Source organism: Massilia sp. CCM 8734, assembly GCF_011682155.1.
Classification (GTDB): Bacteria; Pseudomonadota; Gammaproteobacteria; order Burkholderiales; family Burkholderiaceae_D; genus Telluria_A; species Telluria_A rubra.
Genome location: NZ_WHJI01000006.1, coordinates 176774 through 198877, shown reverse-complemented (window position 1 = coordinate 198877; position 22104 = coordinate 176774). Strand labels below are relative to the sequence as shown.

Sequence of the window (22104 nt, the reverse complement as noted above, 5' to 3'; positions counted from 1 at the left end):
GGCATATGGCGAAAAAGGTTCTGATTGTCAGTAACAGCGCCGACCTGCACGTCGACCTGCTCATCCCCATCCTGCAAGCGAAAGGATGCGCGGCCTTCCGCATCGACCTCGATGCTTTTCCGCGCGATTACCAGAGCGCGCAATGGTTTGCCGCAGGCAGCCTGCGCCAGTGGATCCGCCACCTGCCGTCGGGCGAGTCGCTCGACCTGGCCGAGGTGGGCGCGATCTGGAGCCGCAAGCCGGCCGAATTCAGTTTTCTCAGCCCCGACCTCGGGGTCCAGGAACGCATCTATGCCAGGGCCGAAACCGAGCAGGCGCTGTTCGGCATGCTCTACACGCTCGATTGCTTCTGGATGAGCCATCCATTAGCCCTGCGCGGGGCCATGTGGAAGGGCGAGCAATTGCAGCGCGCCGCGCGCATGGGCTTTCGCATTCCCGCGTCGCTGACGACCAATTCGCCCGCCGAGGTACAAGCCTTCCGCGCCAGTTTTGATGGCCCGATGATCTTCAAGGCCCTCTCCAGCCCCAATCTCGGGGGCGAGGACCTGGCCGACGATGAGCGCGTGGCGCAGGGCATCGGCACCACCGTGGTCGACGATGCCATGTTCGATCAACTGGACTCGGTCGGCGAACTGGCCTGCCATTTTCAGCAGTACATTCCCAAACGGTACGAACTGCGCGTGACGATCATCGGCGAGCGCGTGTTCGCGGCCAGGATCCATTCGCAGGACGACCAACGCACCGCCATCGATTCGCGCGACATGTCGGCCGATATCCTGTACGAGGCGACTGTCTTGCCGGACGCGCTGCGCGAGCGCTGCCTGGCGTTCGTGCGCAGCTACGGACTGGCCTACGGCGCGCTGGACCTGATCGTCACGCCCGATGACGAGATCGTTTTCCTGGAAAATAATCCGGTCGGCCAGTTCCTCTACATCGAGCAGTTGATTCCCGCATTGGCCATGCTCGACGCGCTGGCCGACCGACTTGTCGAGGAGTGCGCATGACCCAGTCACACCGTTTCCCCGTGCGTGAGCAGATCAAGGAGATCGAAGCGCTGCGCAACAGCCGCGTGCTGGTGTTCGCCGCCTCCAACCTGGACATGGAGATCCTGCCGACGCTATATGAACAGTGCCGCGCAATCGGCCCGGTGGCGCGCCTGGACGTGCTGCTGCAATGCTGCGGCGGCATCGTCAACGCGGCGCGCCGCATCGCGCTGCTGCTGCGCCAGTTCAGCGAGCACCTGGCGTTCATCGTGCCGTATCACTGCCAATCCTCGGCCACCATCCTGGCGCTGGCGGCCGATGAAATCATCGCCGGCGACCTGGCCATGTTCTCGCCGATCGATCCGCACCTGCATGGCGGCGCCGACGACGACAGCGCCGCCTCATCGTTCTCGTGCCAGGACATCAAGATGTTCGGCGCCATGAGCGAGGAGTGGTTCGGCGTCAGTTCCGATGAAGCACGCCTGCAGTCGCTGGGTCTTCTGTGCGGCAGCATCTTTCCGCCAACCCTCACCGCGTTTTACCGCAGTACCGAGGAAGTGATGCGGATCGGCGAAGAACTGCTGCGCTTTCACATGCCCGACAAACCCGAGGCCACGCGCCAGGACGTGGTCAAGAAACTGATGTTCGGCTATTACTCGCACAACTACGCGCTCACCGGCGAGGAGCTGGGAAAACTGGGGTTGAACATCCGGCGCGAAGCGCAGGTCGAGGAATGCGCCTGGCGCATGTCGCGCGTGCTGCAAACGATCGTCGGCGGCGGCCTGCGCGAATCGGCCGAGGCGCCGTGGAACGATGTGCTGCTGGCCACGCGCGACGGCGGCATGCTGCGCGAACACCGCAGCGGCGGCTTCCTGCCGCGCTGGAGCAAGCTGGCCGTATGAGCGCCGCAGCCTACCTCGCGGAGATCATCCGCTTCTGCACCGCCTTTTTGCTCGTGTGCGCCGCCATCGGCAAACTGCGCACGCTGTCCGCATTCACGCATAACCTGGTCGAGTCGTTCGGCGTGAAGCGGCAGGCGGCGGCGCTGCTGGCGCCCGCCGTCATCGCGGCCGAGGCGCTGCTGGCGGGCCTGATCCTGGCCGGCGGCGGCATCGGCCGCATCGGCATGGCGGCCGCCCTCGTGCTGTTCGTGGTGCTCACGGCGCTCGTCGGCTACCGCTACGTGGTCGAAGGCAGCGTCAAATGCAGCTGCTTCGGCGAGAGCGAACGGCCGGTATCGGGCTACGACTTGCTGCGCAATGGCTTGGTCATCGCCGCCATCGGCGCCTGCCTTGCATTGCCCGGCGGGGCCGCTTTCGGCAAAAAGGAAAGCGTGCTGGCCGCCGCGCTGGCGACGATTGCCACGATCGGCGCCATCGGCTTCCACGATCTTGCACGTGCCTTCAAGCGCAGCGCGTGATGGATAGCGACGTCCTGGCCGTCATCCTGCTGCTGCTGGCGCTGAGCGTGGCGCTGAACCTCAAGCTGTCGTTGCAGCTCTTGAAAGTGGTGAACCATCTCAGTGCGGCCGCAAAGGCGGCATCGATCCTGCCGCTGGGCGAAGCGCTTGACGCCTTTAGCGGCAAACGCCTGGTTGATGGCTCGCCCCTCACGGTGGGCGATGACGGCCAGCCCGCAGTGCTGCTGTTCCTCTCCAGCGCTTGCCCCAAATGCCGCCACAAGCTGCCAGAGATCGCGCGCCTGGCGCCGCTGGCGCGCGAAGCCGGCGTGGCGCTCTGGCTGGTCAGCCTGGAGCCGGCCTGGCGCCTGCGCCGCTTCCTGCGCGCGAGCGCGCTGGGCGGCAGCACCGTGCGCGTGTCCAGCGCCGACTACGGGATGCTCAATCCGCTCATGTCGTCGCCCTCGTACCTGTTCGTCAGCCAGGCCGGCGCCCTGGACGCGCGCGGCATGATCGGCGACGACGACTGGCGCAGTTTTTGCGAACAGATGGACGAGGTGCGGATGGCGCAGGGAGCAAGCGCGTGAGCCGGGCGTCGCCCCATCTCGACCGCCTGCGCCTGCTGCGTCCCTTCGCCGGCCGCCTGTGCGCGGGCCTGGTGTGCATGGCGGTGACGGTGCTGATCCAGCTGGCCTATCCCAAGGCGCTGTCGTACTTCATCGATAACATCAACGTGAGGAACGACATGGCGTGGTTCAGCTCACTGGCGCTGCTCATGCTGGCCGTGCTCGCGCTGCAGGCCGTGGCGGCCACCGCGCGCTATTACATTTTCGAGTCGACCGGCTACATGATCGTCACGCGCATCCGGCGTCAGTTGTACGCGGCGCTGATCGGGCAGCCAATCGGCTTCTACGACAAGCACCACGTCGGCGAACTGACCAATCGCCTCACGGCCGATGTCGAAATCCTGCACGACACGCTGACCATGGGGATGGCTGTGTCGCTGCGCTGCCTGTGCGTGTTCATCGGCGGCGTGGCGATGCTGCTGGCAATTTCGCCGGTCCTCTGCCTGATGCTGGTGATCTTTTTGCCGGCGACGCTGTTCATCGGCAAAATGACGGGCAAGGTGTACCGCAAGCGCGCCAGCCTGATGCAGGACGGCCAGGCCGAATGCGGCAAGGTCGCGCAGGAGCATTTTTCGAATATCCGCCTGGTGCATGCCTTCAGCCAGCAGCGCACCGCGCGCGCGCGTTACGCCGGCGCGATCGAGCATGCCTTGTCGCTGTCGGTGTCGAGCAGCGCGCTGTTTGCGCTGTTTCGCGGCGGCTCGTCGTTCCTGGTGTACCTTGCGCTGCTGGGCACTTTATGGTTCGGCGCGCGCCTGATCGGACAGGGCGCGCTGTCGGTGGGCGACCTGACCGCCTTTATCCTGTATGCCAGCATGGTGACCGAAGCGGCCGGCGCCATCGGCGAATTCTGGAACGCGTGGATGCGCACCATCGGCGCCACCGAATGGATCTTCAACGTCATCAACACCGAATGCGCGCAGCAAGCCGCGCCGGGTGGCGAGGTGCGCTTGCAGGGCACGCTGGCATTCGAGAACGTGGCGTTTGCGTATCCCGAACGGCCAGATACGCCGGCCTTGAACGGCATCGATTTTTCGATTCCCGCCGGCGAAACGATTGCGCTGGTCGGCGCATCCGGCGCCGGCAAGTCGACCATCGCCAGCCTGATCCTGGGTTTCTACCAGCCCGACAGCGGCAGCATTTTGTTCGACGGCGTCAACGCCAGCGCCATGACGCTGGCGGGCATGCGCAGCAAGCTGGCGATCGTGGAGCAGGAGCCATCGCTGTTCTCGGGCAGCATCTTCGAGAACATCGCGTTCGCGGTGGCCGAACGCGACGTGACCCTGGACGAAGTGAAGGCGGCGGCCAGCCTGGCCTATGCCCACGATTTCATCAGCGCCTTCCCGGACGGCTACGACACCGTGGTCGGCGAGCGTGGGGCGCAACTGTCCGGCGGGCAGAAACAGCGCATCGCGATTGCGCGCGCCCTGCTGCGCGATGCGCGCATCCTGATCCTCGACGAAGCGACCAGCGCGCTCGATTCGGCCAGCGAACTGCAGGTGCAGCACGCGCTCGACACCTTGATGCAAGGGCGCACCACGATCATCATCGCGCACCGCTTTTCCACTATCGTCAAAGCCGACCGCATCCTGGTGCTGGAGCAGGGCCGGCTGGCGCAGCAGGGCACGCACGCGCAACTGGTGGCGCAGCAGGATGGCTTGTACTTCCATCTGATGCGCCACCAGCTGGCACGCGCCGGCGCGGAACCCGTGCCCGCAGCGCTGGCTTAAACGGCGCCGGCGGCCCCCAGCGTTTTGCTGAACTGCGATACGCCGTTCAAGTCGAACAGCTCGACCTTCATCGCTTTCGACTGCGGGTCGATATTGACTTCGCCGAAGAACTGGTAGCCGGCGAACGGCGACGAGTTCTGGATTGGCGGCGCCTTGGCAAACACCTCGGTCGGGCCGAACGTCATATCGAGCTTGCCCGGACCGAAGGCGCCGGCATTCATCGGGCCGGCCACGAATTCCCAGAACGGCGCAAAATCGGTGAAATGCGCCTTGGCCGGGTCGTAGTAATGGGCCGCGCAGTAATGCACGTCGGTCGTGATCCAGACCACGTTCGGCACCGCCTTGATGCCCTTGAGCAGGCGCGCCATTTCCAGCTCGCGTCCCGAGGCCGGCCCGCTCACGCCATTGGCCACCGCTTCCCACATCGCCACGCCTTTGGCGTCCTTGCCGTCGGCTACTTCCAGCCCGATCGGCATGTCCGACGAGATGACTTTCCAGGTCGCTTTCGAGGCGCTCAGTTCGGCGATCAGCCAGTCCACCTGGGCCGATCCGAGGATGGCCGAAGCGGCGTTTTCTTCGCTCTGCAGGTTGGTGCTGTTGGGACCTCGATAGCTGCGCATGTCGATCACGAACACGTCGAGCAGCGGGCCGTAAGCGATGCTGCGGTAGATGCGCTGGGGTTCGGCCTGTTTGTAAAAGCGCATCGGCGCGTATTCCAGGAAGGCGCGCCGGCCACGCTCGGCCAGGGTGGCGACGTTCTTTTCCTTGTAGCGCGCATCGGCCGTCAGGTCCTTGGCGCCGCTGTAGTTGTTGGTCACTTCGTGGTCGTCCCACTGCCAGAGCTGCGGCACTTGCGCGGCGAATTTGCGAAAGTTCAGGTCGAGCGTGTTGTAAGAGTGGCGACCACGGAATTCCTTGAGCGTTTCGGCAACCTTGCTCACCTCTTCGGTCACGATGCTTTTCCAGATCTGGCCATTTTCGGCCTTCGCCTCGGCCGCGATCGGGCCGTCGGCGTAGACCGTGTCGCCGTTATGGATGAAGAAATCCGGATCGCGCTTGCGCATCGATTCGTACATGCGCACGCCGCCGAAATCGGTGTTGATGCCCCAGCCCTGGCCGGCCTGGTCGCCGCTCCAGTGGAAGCGGATGGCGCGCTTGCCGTCCGCCTGCGGCATGGTGCGGAACTGGCCGGCCACCGCTTCGCTCTCGATGCGGCCATTGGCCGGGTCGACGTATTTCACGCGCACGAACACGGTCTGGCCGGCCGGCAGGCCCGACAAGTCGACGCGCGAGGTGAAGTCGGTCGCTTCGGTGGCGGTCGGGCCGGCAATGCGGCTGGCGTTGGTGAAGCGCTCGCTGGTGTCGTATTCGACGATCATTTGCGCAGTGCGGTCGCTGCGGCTCCAGATCACGGCGCGCTCGCCGGTCACGTCGCCGAACTGGATCCCCGAGGGCAGCTTGGGCCGTTCGGCGTCGCTGGTGACGATGGCCGGGGCAGGCGAATCCGAACCCCCGCAGGCCGACAGCAGCAGCGACCCATTGAGCGCCGTGCCGCCGGCGATGATGCCGCCGCGCGTAAGGAAGCCGCGGCGTGAAAGTGTTGAGGTCATGAAGGCTCCAGTGAAGAATGGCTGGAAGTCTAGAGCCTGTTTATGACCTATTGATGAATTGCTAACGGGAAATCATGCTGTGCCGGCCAGGGCGCGCAGCACGCCGGCGCTGTCGCTTATGGTGGCGTATTCGCCGTCCAGGTTGGCCAGCGCCATCGCGTGCACGTCGGCGGCGCTGCGTGCTTGGCCGGCGTAGTCGGTGCAGGCAAAGGCGAAGCAGGCGTCGGCCACCACGGTGGTGTCGAAGCCCAGGTTGCCGGCGCTGCGCGCGCTGCCTTCGACCGAATTGTTGGTGCTCACGCCGGCCATGACGATGCGCGTGATGCCGCGCACGCGCAGCCAGCGTTCAAGGCCCGAATGGATGAACGCATCGGGCACGTTTTTTTCAACCACGTGTTCCAGCGCCAGCGGCAGCAGCGCATCCTGGAATTCGGCGCCCGGCTGGCCGGGCCAGAACAAGCTGCCCGGCGTGCGCGACATGTGGCGCACGTGCACCACCGGCGCATCGACGGCGCGCCACGCCGCCAGCAGGTCGGCGATGCGCGAGCCGGCCTGCGGGTTGTTACGCTCTCCCGCGGCCGGATTGGCCATGGCTTTTTGCATGTCGATGATGATCAAGGCTGGCAGGTCGGTGCGCATGCGGGCTCGCTGAAGAAGGGACGAGCGTCGATTATAGTGGCGCCTTAATAAGCGCGCTGGCGCTTGCCGATCTGCGAGCGCAGGAAAGCCAGCTTGGCCGAATAGCGCTCGGTGGCCGCGTGCGTGGTGCTGTTGTCGAGCGCCAGCGCCAGTTCGTCGCGCGCGGCGTTCGCTTCGCCCAGGCGCCAGTGCGTCATCGCCAGCCAGAAGTGGAATTCGTGGTTGAAGGGCGCGCGCCGCACTTCCTTGTTGAGCAGCTCGCGCGCCTCGCCGTAGCGCAGCTCTTCCAGGGCCTTCATCGCCATGTGGAAGTAGTGGTAGGGCGGGGTCGGCTCCAGGGTGGCCAGGCGCGCCGCCAGCGCCTTCGACTCCGCTTCCTTGCCCAGTTTCGACAATACCGGCACCAGGTTGTGCATGGCGATCGTGCTTTCGGGCTCCAGGGTCAGGGTGGCCTTGAAGGCGCGTTCGGCCAGCGCATTGTCGCCGTGGCGCTGGTAGACCACGCCCAGGGTGTTGTAGGGCGTCGAGTAGGTCGGCAGGTGCAGCACCGCCGCGCGCGCCCACCAGTAGGCCTGGTCGAGATTGTTCTCGGCCAGCGCTTCGGCCGCGCGGTTATTCATGAACATCGCTTCGATCATGCGCTCTTCGATCACGTGCGTGTTGTAGCGCGCGCTGTCTTCGGGCGGCAGGAAGTCGATGGTGATCATGCGCTCCTCGCCGCCCAGGGTGCGCGCCTGCACCGTGCGCCGCTTGCCCATCGAGAGGTTGACGTGGGTGCTGGCGAAATACAGGCCGCCGCTGCGGGTCCAGGTTTCGTCGATCATCACGTCCTGGTACTGTACTTCCAGTCCCAGGTGCTTGGCGAAAGCGGCCGTCATGACCACCAGCGACAGGCAGTTGCCCATGCGCGCATCGAACGTTTCGGCGGCGTTGCGGGTGACGCTGGCGTCGTATTCGAGTTTCAGCTCGCCCTTGGTGTAGAGCGCCTCGACCAGGCCGCGCTCCGGCCCGAGCCGGCGCAGCACGCTGTGGAATTCGGGGCTGTCGAGATAGGCGCGCATGGCGGGACTGAGCATGAACAGCTGGTCCGGGCCGACCGCCGCCGGCGCCGGCGTGAAGGTGGCGTCGCTCAAGACCGCCGGCAGCGGCAGCGGGGGCGGCACGCGCACGCTGGCGCAGCCGCTGCCCAGCAGGGACAAGGTAAAGATGGCTAAGCTGGCAAGGTGTCGCATCGATGCCTCCTCAAGTCTGACTTTCAGTATCGTCGCCGCAACGCGGAAAGTCTAGCAGCCCGTCGGACTTGGGATCGTCGGCTGCAAAAATACCTGGGACGGTCTATATTTCGCCGCTTTCTCGGCCAATAGCTCGCTATTGGCACTGCGAAATCGCCAAAATCCGGCCTCGCCCAGCCATTTTTTCGCTTCGACTCCCCAAGTCCAACAGGCTGCTAGCCCTCGTGCTCGCCGTGGAAGGAGTCGTGCAGCTCGTCGAGCAGGTCGGTGATGTCGTCGTCGGACAGGCCGAGATACGCGCTGGCGCGGGCGCCGCCCTTGTCCCATTCGAGCGAGCCGCCGTGGCCCTGGTACTGCTGGATGGCGCTTTCGGCCAGCAGCGACAGCGCCACCAGGGCGCGCACGGCGTCGTCGGTGGCCTCGTCTTCAAGCACGCTGTAATCCTGGTGGTGCAGGATGGCCCAGGCCACTTCGCTCGACAGGCCCCAGTTGCGCGCCAGCAGGCAGCCGATGGCGGCGTGGTTGGTGCTGTGGCGTTCATCTTCGAGCGCGGTGAAGGGGCGCAGCGGGTCGTTGGCCGCTTCGGCGAAGGTCGAGGCGTAGGCGGGAAAACGCTGCATCAGCAGCGGCACGCCGGTGTCGCAGAACAGGCCGAAGGTGTGCGCCACGTCGGCTTCGCCGATGCGCAAGCGGCGCGACAGGTACACCATGGCCTGGGCGCGCCGGGTCGACAGGTCCCAGAAACTGGCCAGCGAGGCGTGGTCGGTGCCGATGCTGCGGCGTGCCAGCAGGCCCGTCATCAGAGCCGCGACCTGGTTGATCCCCAGGAAAAGAATCGCCTGCTCGATCGACTTGGCCTTGCGCTTGCCGCCGTAAAAGGAGGAATTGGCCAGTTTGAGCAGCGCCCCGGACATGCCGACATCGCTGGCGATAATGCGTCCGATGGTGGCCGGCGACGGATCTTCCGACATCAGTTCGCGCTGCAGGTCGGCCAACAGGCTCGGACGTGGCGGTATCCGGATCGACTTGATCAGGGCATCGACCGGGTCGTCGGCAGTGGTGGCTAGGGCTGAGTTGCTCATATGATATCGAAGATTAGTTTCCGTGCGGAATCTCTTGCAATGCGTCACTATAAACCAGTCTGCCTCGCAGCGGCGCATCTTGTCTCAATCAAAAAAGAATCTTTCTTCAGTGTTGGCCCGCCGTCACACATGGCCTGGCCAAAATGGCTGGTTTGCCTCAAACCCCCCCCCAACCCCCGGTGTCAGGTCTGACATTCGGACACGAGCTCAGCATTATCAGTGACGAGCCCGTGTCCGAATGTCAGACCTGACACCGGGGGAGTTTAGTAGAATTGTTTCCTATGAAAATGCAGACAACAAGGCAGTTGGCGGGTATCGATTTTGGCGCGCCGTCGCACGAGGTGGCGCTCCGGCTGGTCGGCGTGGCGCTGCTGGTCGATGGCGTGGGTGGGCGCATCGTGGAAACCGAAGCCTATGACCGCGATGATCCGGCTTCGCACAGCTTTTCCGGTCCCAGCGAACGCAACCTGGCCATGTTCGGCCCGCCGGGGCACGCCTATGTGTACCGCTCCTACGGCATCCACTGGTGCCTGAACTTCGTCTGCCGCGAGGAGGGCCACGGCGCCGGGGTGCTGATCCGCGCCATCGAGCCGCTCGACGGCATCGAGCTGATGCGCGAGCGGCGCGGCGTGGACGATGTGCGCCAGCTGTGCTCCGGCCCCGGCAAGCTGTGCCAGGCGCTGGGCGTGACCCGCTCGCATGACGCGCTGGCGCTGGACGCGCCGCCGTTCGCGCTGCTCGCCCCCGCCACGCCGGCCGTGGTGGTGGCCGGGCCGCGCATCGGCATTTCCAAGGCCATGGACGTGCCCTGGCGCTTCGGCCTGGCCGGGTCGCGCTTCGTGAGCCGGCCTTTTCGCTAGGACTCTGCGCCAGCGCTTTACACGGCGCGCCATCCGGCCGCCGCGCGCGCCGCCGGCGACAGCCCGCGCGCACCCACCGCCCGCATCCGGCTGGCCGCCGCGCGCCGCTCGGCCGGTTCGCGGTAGGCGGCGTCCAAGTCGCCGTGCAGCCCGGCGTGGGCGCCCGATCCCGTTTCGTCATCGCCATCGGTATCGATCTGGAACACCGATACCGCCTGCGACAGGTTCACCGTCTGCTCGTGCAGGCTTTCGGCCGCCGCCGCCGCCTGCTCGACCAGCGCCGCGTTCTGCTGGGTCATGGCATCCATCTGGCCGACCGCCATATTCACTTCGGCGATGCCGTCGGCCTGCTCGGAACTGGCAAGGCTGATGCGCTCGATGATCTCGTTGACTTGCCTGACCGAGGCCACGATCTCGCCCATGCTGCTGCCCGCTTCGTTGACCGAGGCGCCGCCGCCGTCGATGATGGCGACCGACTCGGCGATCAGGCCCTTGATTTCCTTGGCCGCCGTCGCCGAGCGCTGCGCCAGGGTGCGTACTTCGGACGCCACGACCGCGAAACCGCGCCCCTGTTCGCCGGCGCGCGCCGCTTCCACCGCCGCGTTCAACGCCAATATATTGGTCTGGAACGAAATGGCGTCGATCACGCCGATGATGTCGACCATCTTGGCCGAGCTGGCCTTGATCTGGGCCATGCTCGTCACCGCCCGGTCCACCGCTTTGCCGCCGCTGGCGGCCAGGGTGGCGGCGCTGGCCGCCAGCTCGTTGGCGCGGCGCGCGTTGCTGGCGTTTTCTTTCACCGCCAGGGTCAGGGTTTCCATCGCGCTGGCGGTTTGTTCTAGCGAGCCGGCCTGCATTTCGGTGCGGTTCGACAGGTCCATGTTGCCGGTGGCGATTTCGTGCGAGGCGGTGTCGATCGAGCGCACCGAGCACAGGACCGCACGCAAGGTCTGGTTCAGGGTGCCGATGGTCTGGTCCAGCGCGCGCGAGGTGTCGGCGATTTCGTCGCGGCCGCGGTTGGGCGCGCCGACCGTCAGGCGCCCGTCCGAGAGCGCGCCCACCACCCCGGCAATGGCGCGGATGTCGGTCAGCATGGCGCGCCGCACCAGCATCGTGGCCAGCAGCGACAGGCCGATCGAGAGCAGCACCAGCGCCCCCATCGCCCCCACCAGCGCGCGAAATTCTGCGCGCGCGTCGGCATAGGCGCGCTCGCCCAACTGCTTTTCCACGTTGGCCAGCTGGTCCAGGGCCGCGCTTAAGGCGACGAATTCCTTTTCCGCCTTTTGCATCGAGTTGGTGGCGATCGACTGGTCCATCTGCGCCATTTCGATGGTCTCGAGCACGCCCTTGCGGTAGGCGCCCAGCGCCGCCGTGGAAGCGTCGATCAGTTTCTTCTCGGACGGGTGCGCCATGCGCGCCAACGCGCCCAACTGGGCGGCGATGGCGCCGTGCTTCTTGCCGATGTCCTTCGCGAGCGCATCGACGCGCGACTGGGCGAAGCTGCCGTTGATCCAGGCCAGCAATTGATAGATGTTGGCGTGCGCGTGCTTGGTGTCGCCGGCCACGTCGGCCGCCGCTTTCTGGCGCGTGGCGTGCACCTGCACCATTTTTTCCAGTGAATCGTTCTGGCGCACCATGCCGTACCAGGCGCCGGCGGCCACCAGCATTAGCAAGATCAGTACCAGCCCGGGGGCCAGCAACAGCTTGGGCCCAATACGCAGTTTGTTCAGCATGCCTTACTCCCGACAGAACGTTCAGCGAACGGCAGGCGCCGCCCGCATTCCAGACGCTTCAGTTTTTATAGATACCCGCTTCCAGGATCACGTCATCGACGCGCTGGATGTAGGTGGATTTCGGCTCGATCTTGCCGTTGGTGGGGTTTTTGTACAGGTAGTCGATCCAGCCCTTGCCCTTGGACTGGCCCAGGTTGATGATGTCGCGGCGGTATTTCTTGCCGCTGGCGTCGGGCACGTCGATCAGGTCCTTGCCGACGATCGAGGGGTTGATCGGGTGCGCCAGCACGATCCCGGTTTGCAGGTCGCGCATGTCCAGATACAGTTCGCCCCGGACGAAGTCCTTGTCCTTGGCGTTGATTTTTTTCACCAATTCATCCTTGCCCTTGGCCATGATCAGCGCGGCGCCGCGCTCGACCATGGCGATGGCGTCCTTGTCGGTGGGGGCGTTGGCGCAGGCCTGGCCGGCAGTGAAGGCGAGGCACACGGCGGCGGCACTCATCAGCAGTTTCATATAGGTCCTTTCGGGAACGCGGGGCTATTGTTGCTTGGGTACATTACGTAATTTATGCCGTCCCTCATGGCGTCGATTGCGCCATGTCAAAGTCGGGGTAAAGGATGCGTACACGCCACACTCGGCCGCGCCGCCAGCGCCCCGCCGCAGAGACGATCTCTCATCTTGATCCACGACAATTTAATTCCAAAATGCAAGCATATGATGGCTTCCTGCCTGCCATTCCTTTTGGGAAAGCGCTGATGGCATTTCCTTCCGACTTTCTCCTGGAGCTCCGCCGTGACCGATTCCCCGCTACCCACATTCAAGCCCTACACGCGCCAGTCGATCGCCCAGGCGCGCCAGTGGCAATTCATGTCGCCCGAGCTGCAGGAGGCGGTGCAAGTGGTCGCGCGCGTGCTGCCGTTTCGCACCAATGAATACGTGATGGACCAACTGATCGACTGGAGCAATATTCCGGACGATCCGATCTACCGCCTTGTGTTTCCACACCGCGACATGCTGAAGCCCCAGGAGTACGCCCGGCTGCGCGAGCTGATGCTGTTCAAGAAGGATGAGGCGGCCATCAACCAGCTGGTACACGCGATCCGCATGCGCATGAACCCGCATCCGGCCGGCCAGATGACCCATAACGTGCCGCGCGTCAACGACGCTCCCTTGCGCGGCCTCCAGCACAAGTACAAGGAAACGGTGTTGTTTTTTCCCAGCGCGGGCCAGACCTGCCACGCCTACTGCACCTTTTGCTTCCGCTGGCCGCAGTTCGTCGGCATGGACGACATGAAGTTCGATGCGCGCGAAACGACCGAACTGGTGGCCTACCTGGCAAGCCGGCGCGAGGTCACCGACGTGCTCATCACCGGGGGCGACCCGATGATCATGAATACCCGTTCGCTGGCCGTGTTCCTCGAATCGCTGCTGGTGCCCGCGCTGGCGCATATCCAGAACATCCGCATCGGCACCAAGGCGGTGGCCTACTGGCCGCAGCGTTTCGTCAGCGACCGCGATGCCGACGACCTGATGCGCCTGTTCGAAAAAGTGGTCGCCGCCGGCAAGAACCTGGCCATCATGGGCCACTACAGCCACGCGGTCGAACTGCGCAACGAGATGGCGCAAAAGGCGGTCAAGCGCATTGTGTCGACCGGCGCCACCCTGCGCATGCAAGGTCCGCTGATCCGCCACATCAACGACGACCCCGCCAGCTGGGCCGAGCTGTGGACCACCGGCGTGCGCCTGGGCGCGATTCCGTACTATATGTTCGTCGAGCGCGATACCGGGCCGAGCGAGTATTTTTCGCTGCCGCTGGCGCGCGCCCACGACATCTTCCAGGCGGCGTTCCAGATGGTGTCGGGGCTCTCGCGCACGGTGCGCGGGCCGTCCATGAGCGCATTCCCCGGCAAGATCGTGATCGATGGCGTGGTCACCATCAATGGCGAGAAACTGTTCGCGTTGCAATTTTTGCAGGCGCGCAATCCTGACTGGGTGCGCAAACCTTTCTTTGCCAAGTACGATGACAAGGCGACCTGGATGGATCACCTGGTGCCGGCTTTTGGCAAGAGCAAGTTCTTCTTCGAAAGCGAGGACGATCGCGCCGCGCCGGCGCCAGCCGGCAAGGTGATTCCGATCACGTCGACGCAGCGCACCGACGCCGGTCGTTGCAGCCAGTAAACGCACGCCAACGCCGCCGCCATGGGGGCGGCCGCACGGCGTACGAGGCGAGTTGGGCGGTGGGGTGTTGGGGATGTTCCCGGCCAGGGCGCGACACCCGGTCAAGCGGGCGGATCGCCGCCACCGCTGCCGCCAGTTGCGGCGGCAAGAAACCAGGGTGTCGTATGAACTGCGGCTTGCCGGCCGGCGCGGGCAGGCCGCTCGCCGGCATCGGGCCGGACACGGCGCCGTGGCGCGCGCGTCCTGCGATCGCTGTCTTGTGATTACTTCTTGTAGATGCCGGCTTGCAGGATGACGTCGTCGACGCGCATCAGATAGGTCGTCTTCGGCTCGATCTTGCCGGAGGCGGGGTTCTTGTAGGTGTAGTCGATCCAGCCCTTGCCTTGCTTGGCCACCATCTCGACGCCCTGGCGCCGGAAGGGCTTGCCGTTGGTGTCGGGCACGTCGATCAAGTCCTTGCCCACCAGCGCCGGGTTCATCGGGTGCGCCAGGATCACGCCCGTCTTGGCATCCGACATATAGAGATAGATCGCGCTTTGCACAAACGAGGGGTCCTTGGCGTTGATGCGCTTGATCATCTCGGCCTTGCCATCCGACTTGACCAGGGCAGCGCCTTTCTCGACCAGGGCGATGGCATCTTTTTCGGCCGGTTCGGCAGCGCAGGCATGACCCGCCGCAATGGCCAGGCCCAGGGTGGCAACGGTGAACAGCATTTTCATGGCGACTTCCTTGTATAAAAATTCATTGAGTAAATGTTGCTTCGACGCATTTCCAATGTACGCCCGCGTGCGCGACGCAAGTTGCGCTACCTCAAGCGCTTGCCAGTCGTCGGGCCGGTGCGGCCGCACTGCAACACTAGCTATGTCTATGGGGGATTGATGCTCTGCGGGAAGTTTTTTGGACTCAGTTGACGCACCACAATCCGGGCCTGGCGCAGGCTTTTACTATTAATTCCTGCCGGCAATTTTGTAGGTAAGAATCTTTGACGGCGACCCAGCATCCTTTTCACCGTTTACCGGAGTCCGCAATGCGCACTGACATCATCCACAGCACATTCGTGCGCGCCACGGACGCGCACGCGCGCCCGACCGACAAGCCGGTGCCGGACGTGGAGCGTGCTGCCGGCGGCGCACCGAAAACCGCGTGGCAACCGCGTGCCGCCCTGTTTTTCACCGTGTTCCTGCCGTTCGCACTCGGTCAATACATGCATGCGCTGCTGCGCAACGTGAATGCGGTGCTGGTGCCGGACCTGGTCGCGTCCTTGTCGCTCAATCCCGGCCAGCTGGGCCTGCTCACCAGCACCTTCTTCTTTTCCGTGGTCCTGGCCCAGCTCCCCACCGCCTATGCCCTTGAGCGCCACGGCCCCCACAAGGTGCAACTGGCGATGCTGCTGCTGGCGGCCTTGGGCGCCCTCATGTTTTCTTACGGAGAAACCCTGACCCAACTGGTGTTGGCCCGCGCCGTGATCGGCTTTGGCGTCGGCGGCACCATGATGGTGGCTGTGAAGGCCATCTCGGCCGGGGTGGTGGCGGAACGCCTGCCATCGTCGGTCGGCTTCCTGATCGCCTTCGGCGGCCTGGGCTCGGCGTCCGCCACCCTGCCGCTGCGCCGCGTGCTCGAAGTGACCGACTGGCGCGGCCTGTTCATCGGGCTGGCCGCGCTGACCGCCGCGATCGCCCTGTTCGCCTGGCTGGTCAGGCCGCGCCAGGGCGGCGCCCCGCCGACCAAGGCGCCGAGCGCGCGCGCGCTGCTCGAGGTGTGGCGCAACCGCGCTTTTCGCAAGACCATCATGCTGGTGCTCCTGTCGCACACCATTTATTGGGGCATACAGGGACTGTGGATCGGCCGCTGGCTGTCCGACGTCGCCCGCTTTTCCGAGGGTACCGTGGCCTACCTGTTATACCTGAGCATGGCCGCCGTCATCTTCGGCGCCATTGCGGTGGGGATGATTACCGAATGGGCCAAGCGGCGCGGGATCGCCCCGCTCGACGTGGCCGCGATCGGGGTGGCCGGCTTCGTGCTGGTGCAGTGCGCGATTGTGCTCAACCATGCGCCGACGTTCCCGCAACTGGCGGTGTTGTTCACGCTGGTGGGCACCATCACCGGCATCGAATATACGATCGTGCAGCAAAGCCTGCCGCGCGAGCTGGCCGGCCCGGCCTCGTCCTGCCTGAACATGCTGATCTTCATCGGCGCCTTCCTGGTGCAGGCCGGCTTCGGCCAGCTGATCGGCTTGTGGGCGCCGGATGCGCTCGGCCACTATCCGGCCATCGCCTACCGGGTCGGGTTCGGCGTGCTGGTGCTGGTGCAACTGCCGGGCCTGGTGATGTACGCGCTGGGGCGGCGCTCGGCCAGCCGCATGGCGCCGCTCCTGGTTGCCGAAGAGGATTTCGCCAAGCCCGCCTGAGCGGCGCATGCGCGCTGGCCTAACGGGCGAGCGGGATTGGACGATTCGACTAAAATCGCCGGGACCGCTTCCCGTCCAATCCAAGGAGATTTTCCCATGCGCGACCATCCGTCCGTTCGCCTGCTCGCAGGCGGCATGCTGCTGGGCCTTGCGGCCTGCGGCGACAAGTCCACCTTGCCGGCCAGCGCCGATGTCGGCCCGGCCCCGCTCATTGCCGCGCCGAACAAGACCCTCATCCCGACTGTCAATATCGCGCCCGCCAAAAGCTGGCCGGCGGGCGTGACCCCGCGCGCCGCGAGCGGCATGGCCGTCAAGGCCCTGGCCAGCGGGCTGGACCATCCGCGCTGGCTGTACGTGTTGCCCAATGGCGACGTGCTGGTGGCCGAGACCAATGCCCCGCCCAAGCCCGAAGATGGCAAGGGTATCAAGGGCTTCGTGATGAAAAAGGTGATGGCCAAGGCCGGCGCCGGCGTGCCCAGCGCCAACCGCATCACCCTGCTGCGCGACCTTGATGGCGACGGCGTGGCCGAAGTGCGCACCGAATTTCTCAAGGGCCTCAATTCGCCGTTCGGCATGGCGCTGGTCGGCGACGTGCTGTACATCGCCAATGCCGACGCCATCGTGAAGTTCCCGTACCGCAGCGGCGAAACGGCGATCGGCGCCGCGCCCGAGACGGTGGCCGCCTTGCCGGGCGGGCCGATCAACCATCACTGGACCAAGAACATTATCGCCAGCAAGGATGGCGGCAAGCTGTACGCGACGGTCGGGTCGAACAGCAATGTGGCCGAAAATGGCATGGAGAACGAGGTCAACCGCGCCGCGATCCTCGAAGTCGACCTGGCCAGCAAGTCCACGCGCCTGTTCGCCTCGGGCCTGCGCAATCCGAATGGCATGGGCTGGCAGCCGCAGAGCGGCGCTTTGTGGACGGTGGTCAATGAACGAGACGAGCTGGGCAGCGATTTGGTGCCCGATTACCTGACCTCGGTGAAGGAGGGCGGCTTTTACGGCTGGCCGTACAGCTATTACGGCAAGCATGTCGACGAGCGGGTCAAGCCGCCCAAGCCGGAGCTGGTGGCCAAGGCGATCGCGCCCGACTACGCGCTGGGCAGCCATGTGGCGCCGCTGGGCATGGTGTTCTATGAGGGTAGCCTGTTCCCGGCGCAGTACGCGGGCGGCGCGTTCATCGGCCAGCACGGCTCGTGGAATCGCGAGCCGCTGAGCGGATATAACGTGGTGTTCGTGCCGTTTGAAAAGGGTGTACCGAAAGGCAAACCGATCGAGATCCTGACCGGGTTTGTGAACGAGGCGGGCGACGCCTACGGGCGCCCGGTTGGGGTGGCGGTCGACAAGGCCGGCGCGCTGCTGGTGGCCGACGATGTGGGTAATGTGGTCTGGCGGGTGACGCCGGCGGTGGCGAGCGCGCCGGTCGCGGCCAACTAGCCGCAACCATCGAGCATCAAGGCCGGCAGGCTGGTCCAGGCCACGCCGGCGACGGCCAGCACCGCACTGCCAGCGCTGGCCCAGTCCGACAAGCGCGTCGCCTCCGACGCCTTGGCCAGCACATGGCGCGCGCGCCACGCCAGCCACAAGCACAGCCCCAGCGCCAGCGCCGACACCAGTCCCACCACCGCCCGTCGCGGCGCCTCGCCATCGATCAGCCCCGGCGCGCACAGCGCCGCCACCCACAGATAGCAAAAGAAAAAATGCAGCGCCCACACCAGCAGCGGCGCGCAGGCGTGCAGCAGTTTGCTAAAAAGACGTTCGCGCATCATCAGTTCATCACCCATGGCACCAGGTGGATCGCCGCTGCGGCGGCGATGCCCTGCAGGCTGGTGTAATGCCACATCAGCGCCGTGTTATCCAGGGTCGCCCGGCTGGCGCTGGTGAGAATCCCGCGCCACGCGCGCGCGCACAAGTACAGCGCCGCCAGCACCAGCGTGATCACATGCAGCCCCTGGTAGGCGAGCAGGGTCGCCACGGTCGCGCTCCAGGCCTGCGCGGTCGGCTCCAGCCCCGCCAGGCGCTGCCCGTTGAAGTCGCACGCAAAGGCGGCCAGCATGCACACCAGCGCCGCCAGCACCAGCGGCGCCAGGCGGCGCCGCTCCAGCGCGCGGCCGGCCAGCCAGACCAGCGCGGAACTGGCGACCAGCAGGGCGCAGGACAGCAGCGGCCACAAAGGCGCGGCCAGCGCGGCCTGCGGCGGCGGGCACACGGTCAGGCGCATCGAAATATGAATGTAGGCGAACACGAAGGACGCGAAGATGGTCGCATCGACCACCAGCATGATCAGGGTCGCCCACCATGAGTGCGAGGCCGTGCCGCGCGCGCCCACCGGCAGGGTCAGGTCCGCGCCCACCCTGGCATGCGCCAGCGGCGGCGGGCGGTCCGACTGCCACAGCCACGCCACAATGCCGACAATGGCCGCGATGCCGCAAGCCCACGCGGTCCAGGTGAGTTTGACCGTCAGCAGCAGGAAAAAGCCCGCCGTGCCGGCGGCGGCGATCAACGGCCACCAGCTGTCGCCGGGCAGGATCATCAGGTAGCGCGGCACGGCGCCGAGCGCGCTGGTGGCGATGGTCTCGCGCCGCCCGCTGACGCTGCCCGGCAGGTAGTGCTGGCCCGCCGCGACCTCGCGCGCCAGGCTTGGCTGCTCCCACAGCGGATCGCTCGAGTTGATGCGCGCGATGCTGCGGTTGCCGTAGTCTTGCGACGGCAGCCATTCGAGCGTGGCCGCGTTCCACGGGTTGCCGACCTCTTTGTCGGCCATGCGCAGGCTGCGCGCCAGGTCGAACAGGAACAGCAGCACCCCGAAGGCGAAGACAAAGGCGCCCACGCTCGAGAGCATGTTCAGTCCATCCCAGCCCATTTCGCTATTGTAGGTGTACACCCGGCGCGGCATGCCCAGGAGGCCGGTGACATGCATCGGGAAGAAGGCCACGTTGAAGCCGCCGAACATCAGGGCGAACACCCAGCGCGCCAGGTGCTCCGAGAGCTGGTTGCCGTTGATCAGCGGGATCCAGTAATACAGCGCCGCGAACACCGGAAACAGCATGCCGCCAATGAGCACGTAGTGCAGGTGGGCGACGATGAAGTAGGTGTCGTGCACCTGCCAGTCGAACGGCAGCACGGCGACCATCACGCCGGTCAGTCCGCCGAGCACAAAAATGAACATGAACCCGAGCAGGAACAGCGCCGGCGCCGTCATGCTCACGCGCCCGCGCCACATGGTGGCGATCCAGGCGAACACCTGGATCGCGGTCGGCACCGCGACGGCCATGCTGGCGGCCGACACGAAGCTCATTTTCATCACGCCCAGGCCGGCCGTGAACATGTGGTGGGCCCACAGCGCAAAGCTGAAAAAGCCCACCGCCACCAGCGCCACGATGATCGCGCGCCGTCCCACCAGCGGCACGCCGGCAATGCTTGGGATCATGGTCGAGACCATGCCGGCGGCCGGCAGGAAGATGATGTACACCTCGGGATGGCCGAAGAACCAGAACAGGTGCTGCCACAGGATCGGGTCGCCGCCCCGGTCGGCAATGAAGAACGGCCAGTCGTAGGCGCGTTCGAGTTCGAGCAGCGCGGTGCCGGCGATGATGGCCGGGAAGGCGAACACGATCATCACGCCGACCACCAGCATGGCCCATGCGTAGACCGGCATGCGGCCCAGGGTCATGCCGGGCGCGCGCGTGAACAGGATGCCGACGATCAGTTCGATCGCCCCGGCGATGGCCGAGATTTCGATGAAGCCGATCCCGAGCAGCCAGAAGTCGGCGTTCAGGCCGGGCGAATAGGCCTTGCCGGTCAGCGGCGGATACATGAACCAGCCGCCGTCGGGCGCCAGTCCGACGAACAGGGTGCAGAAAAACGCCAGCCCGCCGATGGCGTAGGCCCAGAAGGCATACGCCGACAGGCGCGGGAAGGGCAGGTCGCGCGCGCCCAGCATATTGGGCAGCAGGTAGACCGCGATCGCTTCGACCACGGGAATGGCGAACAGGAACATCATCACCGTGCCGTGCATGGTGAATACCTGGTTATAGGTCGAGGCACTCAAAAAGGTGTTTTCGGGGATTGCCAGCTGCATGCGCATCATCAGGCCAAGTACGCCGGCCAGCAGGAAGAACAGCAGCGAGGTGCCGATGTACAGCAGGCCGATATTGGTGTTGTTGACGGTGGTCAGATAGCGCCAGCCGGTCGGCGTCTTCCACGCCGCTTGCAGGCGTTCGAGTTCGCCGGGAGGGCGCGGCAGCGTGTTGGGAAGTGCGGTGCCGGTCATTTGAGCTGTTCCAGGTAGGCGGCCAGCGCGTTGAGGGTATCGCCGTCCATGCCGGCCGGCGGCATGCGCGCGCCCGGCTTGATGCTTTGCGGGTCGGCGATCCAGCCGGCCAGGGTGCCGCGATGGGTGCGCAGCGCGCCGGCGGCGATATGCAGGCGTCCACCGACGTGGGTCAGGTCCGGTCCCATGCGTGTTACCTCGCTCACGCCGCGAATGGTGTGGCAGGCCACGCAGCGCTGGTCGATGAAGGCTTGCCGTCCGCGTGCGAGCAGCGCGTTGGCGGGCGCGGCGGCCGGCCTGGCCTGGCGCGCCAGCCAGGCCGCGTAATCGGCCGGCGTATGGGCGATCACGTGCAGCGCCATGCGCGCGTGCTGCTCGCCGCAGTATTCGGCGCACTGGCCGCGATAGACGCCCGCTTGATCCGCCTGCAGGGTCAATCCGGTAACGCGCCCCGGCACCATGTCCATCTTGCCGCCCAGCGCCGGCACCCACAGGCTGTGAATCACGTCGCCGGAGCTCAAGCCCAGGTACACCGGGGTCCCCGTGGGAATATGGATTTCATTGGCGCTGACGATGTCCGCGCCGCCGGCCGGATCGGGGTAGCGCACCTCCCACCACCACATGTTGGCGCCGACCGCGATCCGCGTTGCGTGCTGCGAGGTCTGGGCCGCCATCTGGCCGCTGCGCCAGGTGCTCCACGCCAGCAGCACGCTCAGCACCGCCACCGGAAAGGCCACGCCGGCGCCGGCGATCCACGCCATCGGCCGCACCGTGCGCGCGCGCCGCCCGAGGCCCAGCGCGGTGAGCGCCATCACCAGCGCGAACACCAGCGCGCCGCCGCCGAACAGCACCCACGCGAACTGGCTGATGATGGCCGCGTCGGGGCCGGCGGGGTGCAGCACGGATTGCAGCACAGGCGGCAGCGCGGCTTGCACGGATGTCCCCTTCATCGCAAGGTGTACAGGTAGGCCGCCATGTGGCGCGCTTCGGCTTTCGATACGCCGACGTTGGGCATCGTGGTGCCGGGTTTCATGGCGGGAGGATCGACCAGCCAGTCGGCCAGCGACCCTGGCAAATTGGGAATGCGTCCGGCGATGTAGCTGCGGCGGCCGAATTTGTCGAGCGGCGGGCCGGCGCTGCCGGTGGCCGCGCCCACGCCGGGAATGGCGTGGCAGGCGCCGCACTGGTACTGCTCCATCAGGCGCTTGCCCAGCACCGCGTCGCCGCCGGCCACCGCCAGGGGCGCGGGTCCGGCGTGCTTGTCGCAGCCTGCCAGCGCCGCGCACAGCACGGCCGCCACGGCGATCGGAAGGGGAAACACGCGCACGTTACGATCCTGCGAAAGCGA

At 65.8% G+C, this 22104-nt stretch carries 20 protein-coding genes; 9 read left to right on the top strand and 11 right to left on the bottom strand.

Annotated elements, in window-relative coordinates; all coding sequences use genetic code 11:
* The first annotated feature begins 5 nt into the window (after positions 1 to 5).
* Genes F2P46_RS08430 through F2P46_RS08410 form a run of 5 tightly spaced genes read left to right on the top strand, consistent with a single transcriptional unit; the run spans position 6 to position 4738 of the window.
* A complete protein-coding gene (locus F2P46_RS08430; protein WP_166887461.1) occupies positions 6 to 1004 on the top strand; it encodes an MvdC/MvdD family ATP grasp protein in 999 nt (332 codons plus the stop codon).
* On the top strand, positions 1001 to 1885 hold the full coding sequence (locus F2P46_RS08425) for a hypothetical protein (protein ID WP_166887458.1): 885 nt from the start codon (positions 1001 to 1003) through the stop codon (positions 1883 to 1885). Before F2P46_RS08430 ends, F2P46_RS08425 begins: the two co-directional genes overlap by 4 nt.
* Positions 1882 to 2403 (top strand): MauE/DoxX family redox-associated membrane protein, encoded by a 522-nt coding sequence (locus F2P46_RS08420; protein WP_166887455.1) that lies wholly within the window; start codon positions 1882 to 1884, stop codon positions 2401 to 2403. The genes F2P46_RS08425 and F2P46_RS08420 overlap by 4 nt, the downstream gene beginning before the upstream one ends.
* On the top strand, positions 2403 to 2969 hold the full coding sequence (locus tag F2P46_RS08415; protein ID WP_166887452.1) for a redoxin domain-containing protein: 567 nt from the start codon (positions 2403 to 2405) through the stop codon (positions 2967 to 2969). Before F2P46_RS08420 ends, F2P46_RS08415 begins: the two co-directional genes overlap by 1 nt.
* Positions 2966 to 4738: an ABC transporter ATP-binding protein gene (locus F2P46_RS08410; protein WP_368737896.1), complete on the top strand. Its 1773-nt coding sequence runs from the start codon at positions 2966 to 2968 to the stop codon at positions 4736 to 4738. Before F2P46_RS08415 ends, F2P46_RS08410 begins: the two co-directional genes overlap by 4 nt.
* Here the strand turns inward: F2P46_RS08410 and F2P46_RS08405 are convergent.
* From F2P46_RS08405 to F2P46_RS08390, 4 genes are all read right to left on the bottom strand, one after another.
* On the bottom strand, positions 4735 to 6348 hold the full coding sequence (locus tag F2P46_RS08405) for an alkaline phosphatase (protein WP_166887449.1): 1614 nt from the start codon (positions 6346 to 6348) through the stop codon (positions 4735 to 4737). The two genes, F2P46_RS08410 and F2P46_RS08405, sit on opposite strands and share 4 nt — an antisense overlap.
* A gap of 72 nt (positions 6349 to 6420) precedes the next feature.
* Positions 6421 to 6987, bottom strand: a complete 567-nt coding sequence (locus tag F2P46_RS08400) for a cysteine hydrolase family protein (RefSeq protein ID WP_166887446.1) — start codon at positions 6985 to 6987, stop codon at positions 6421 to 6423.
* A gap of 44 nt (positions 6988 to 7031) precedes the next feature.
* Positions 7032 to 8219 carry a hypothetical protein gene (locus tag F2P46_RS08395; RefSeq protein ID WP_229509163.1) on the bottom strand — a complete coding sequence of 396 codons (1188 nt, stop codon included), beginning with the start codon at positions 8217 to 8219 and terminating at the stop codon, positions 7032 to 7034.
* A gap of 215 nt (positions 8220 to 8434) precedes the next feature.
* Entirely contained in the window at positions 8435 to 9301 is an 867-nt protein-coding gene (locus F2P46_RS08390) for an HDOD domain-containing protein (RefSeq protein WP_166887443.1), read from the bottom strand.
* A 281-nt stretch (positions 9302 to 9582) separates the two neighbouring features.
* On the opposite strand from F2P46_RS08390, the gene F2P46_RS08385 reads away from it, so the two are divergent.
* A complete protein-coding gene (locus F2P46_RS08385; RefSeq protein WP_229509162.1) occupies positions 9583 to 10161 on the top strand; it encodes a DNA-3-methyladenine glycosylase in 579 nt (192 codons plus the stop codon).
* Between the two features lie 17 nt (positions 10162 to 10178).
* On the opposite strand, the gene F2P46_RS08380 is transcribed toward F2P46_RS08385, so the two are convergent.
* Both F2P46_RS08380 and F2P46_RS08375 read right to left on the bottom strand, forming a co-directional pair.
* Positions 10179 to 11894, bottom strand: coding sequence for a methyl-accepting chemotaxis protein (locus F2P46_RS08380; RefSeq protein WP_166887440.1), 1716 nt, complete (start codon positions 11892 to 11894; stop codon positions 10179 to 10181).
* A gap of 58 nt (positions 11895 to 11952) precedes the next feature.
* Positions 11953 to 12408: a cache domain-containing protein gene (locus tag F2P46_RS08375; protein WP_166887437.1), complete on the bottom strand. Its 456-nt coding sequence runs from the start codon at positions 12406 to 12408 to the stop codon at positions 11953 to 11955.
* 279 nt (positions 12409 to 12687) lie between these two features.
* Between F2P46_RS08375 and F2P46_RS08370 the strand changes: the two genes are divergently transcribed.
* Positions 12688 to 14073, top strand: coding sequence for a lysine 2,3-aminomutase (locus tag F2P46_RS08370; protein WP_166887434.1), 1386 nt, complete (start codon positions 12688 to 12690; stop codon positions 14071 to 14073).
* A gap of 263 nt (positions 14074 to 14336) precedes the next feature.
* Here F2P46_RS08370 and F2P46_RS08365 read toward each other — a convergent pair whose 3' ends face one another.
* Positions 14337 to 14792 (bottom strand): cache domain-containing protein, encoded by a 456-nt coding sequence (locus F2P46_RS08365; protein WP_166887431.1) that lies wholly within the window; start codon positions 14790 to 14792, stop codon positions 14337 to 14339.
* Between the two features lie 308 nt (positions 14793 to 15100).
* Between F2P46_RS08365 and F2P46_RS08360 the strand changes: the two genes are divergently transcribed.
* Both F2P46_RS08360 and F2P46_RS08355 read left to right on the top strand, forming a co-directional pair.
* Positions 15101 to 16480, top strand: a complete 1380-nt coding sequence (locus tag F2P46_RS08360) for an MFS transporter (RefSeq protein ID WP_166887429.1) — start codon at positions 15101 to 15103, stop codon at positions 16478 to 16480.
* A 96-nt stretch (positions 16481 to 16576) separates the two neighbouring features.
* A complete protein-coding gene (locus F2P46_RS08355; RefSeq protein ID WP_166887426.1) occupies positions 16577 to 17920 on the top strand; it encodes a sorbosone dehydrogenase family protein in 1344 nt (447 codons plus the stop codon).
* Here the strand turns inward: F2P46_RS08355 and F2P46_RS08350 are convergent.
* The 4 genes from F2P46_RS08350 to F2P46_RS08335 are packed head-to-tail and all read right to left on the bottom strand — an operon-like array spanning position 17917 to position 22083.
* On the bottom strand, positions 17917 to 18249 hold the full coding sequence (locus F2P46_RS08350) for a hypothetical protein (protein ID WP_166887423.1): 333 nt from the start codon (positions 18247 to 18249) through the stop codon (positions 17917 to 17919). The genes F2P46_RS08355 and F2P46_RS08350 overlap by 4 nt on opposite strands.
* A 2-nt stretch (positions 18250 to 18251) precedes the next feature.
* On the bottom strand, positions 18252 to 20756 hold the full coding sequence (gene ctaD / locus F2P46_RS08345; protein WP_166887421.1) for a cytochrome c oxidase subunit I: 2505 nt from the start codon (positions 20754 to 20756) through the stop codon (positions 18252 to 18254).
* The gene (locus tag F2P46_RS08340; protein ID WP_368737895.1) at positions 20753 to 21691 is read right to left on the bottom strand and encodes a c-type cytochrome; all 939 of its coding nucleotides are present in this window, start codon (positions 21689 to 21691) and stop codon (positions 20753 to 20755) included. Before F2P46_RS08340 ends, ctaD begins: the two co-directional genes overlap by 4 nt.
* A gap of 11 nt (positions 21692 to 21702) precedes the next feature.
* A complete protein-coding gene (locus F2P46_RS08335; RefSeq protein WP_368737894.1) occupies positions 21703 to 22083 on the bottom strand; it encodes a cytochrome c family protein in 381 nt (126 codons plus the stop codon).
* Positions 22084 to 22104 lie beyond the last annotated feature (21 nt).

Excerpts from the sequence above, each read along its gene's own strand:
- F2P46_RS08430 (WP_166887461.1), top strand. The coding sequence starts at position 6 with ATGGCGAAAAAGGTTCTGATTGTCAGTAACAGCGCCGACCTGCACGTC.
- F2P46_RS08425 (WP_166887458.1), top strand. The coding sequence starts at position 1,001 with ATGACCCAGTCACACCGTTTCCCCGTGCGTGAGCAGATCAAGGAGATC.
- F2P46_RS08420 (WP_166887455.1), top strand. The coding sequence starts at position 1,882 with ATGAGCGCCGCAGCCTACCTCGCGGAGATCATCCGCTTCTGCACCGCC.
- F2P46_RS08415 (WP_166887452.1), top strand. The coding sequence starts at position 2,403 with ATGGATAGCGACGTCCTGGCCGTCATCCTGCTGCTGCTGGCGCTGAGC.
- F2P46_RS08405 (WP_166887449.1), bottom strand. The coding sequence starts at position 6,348 with ATGACCTCAACACTTTCACGCCGCGGCTTCCTTACGCGCGGCGGCATC.
- F2P46_RS08400 (WP_166887446.1), bottom strand. The coding sequence starts at position 6,987 with ATGCGCACCGACCTGCCAGCCTTGATCATCATCGACATGCAAAAAGCC.
- F2P46_RS08395 (WP_229509163.1), bottom strand. The coding sequence starts at position 8,219 with ATGCGACACCTTGCCAGCTTAGCCATCTTTACCTTGTCCCTGCTGGGC.
- F2P46_RS08390 (WP_166887443.1), bottom strand. The coding sequence starts at position 9,301 with ATGAGCAACTCAGCCCTAGCCACCACTGCCGACGACCCGGTCGATGCC.
- F2P46_RS08385 (WP_229509162.1), top strand. The coding sequence starts at position 9,583 with ATGAAAATGCAGACAACAAGGCAGTTGGCGGGTATCGATTTTGGCGCG.
- F2P46_RS08380 (WP_166887440.1), bottom strand. The coding sequence starts at position 11,894 with ATGCTGAACAAACTGCGTATTGGGCCCAAGCTGTTGCTGGCCCCCGGG.
- F2P46_RS08375 (WP_166887437.1), bottom strand. The coding sequence starts at position 12,408 with ATGAAACTGCTGATGAGTGCCGCCGCCGTGTGCCTCGCCTTCACTGCC.
- F2P46_RS08365 (WP_166887431.1), bottom strand. The coding sequence starts at position 14,792 with ATGAAAATGCTGTTCACCGTTGCCACCCTGGGCCTGGCCATTGCGGCG.
- F2P46_RS08360 (WP_166887429.1), top strand. The coding sequence starts at position 15,101 with ATGCGCACTGACATCATCCACAGCACATTCGTGCGCGCCACGGACGCG.
- F2P46_RS08355 (WP_166887426.1), top strand. The coding sequence starts at position 16,577 with ATGCGCGACCATCCGTCCGTTCGCCTGCTCGCAGGCGGCATGCTGCTG.
- F2P46_RS08350 (WP_166887423.1), bottom strand. The coding sequence starts at position 18,249 with ATGCGCGAACGTCTTTTTAGCAAACTGCTGCACGCCTGCGCGCCGCTG.
- ctaD (WP_166887421.1), bottom strand. The coding sequence starts at position 20,756 with ATGACCGGCACCGCACTTCCCAACACGCTGCCGCGCCCTCCCGGCGAA.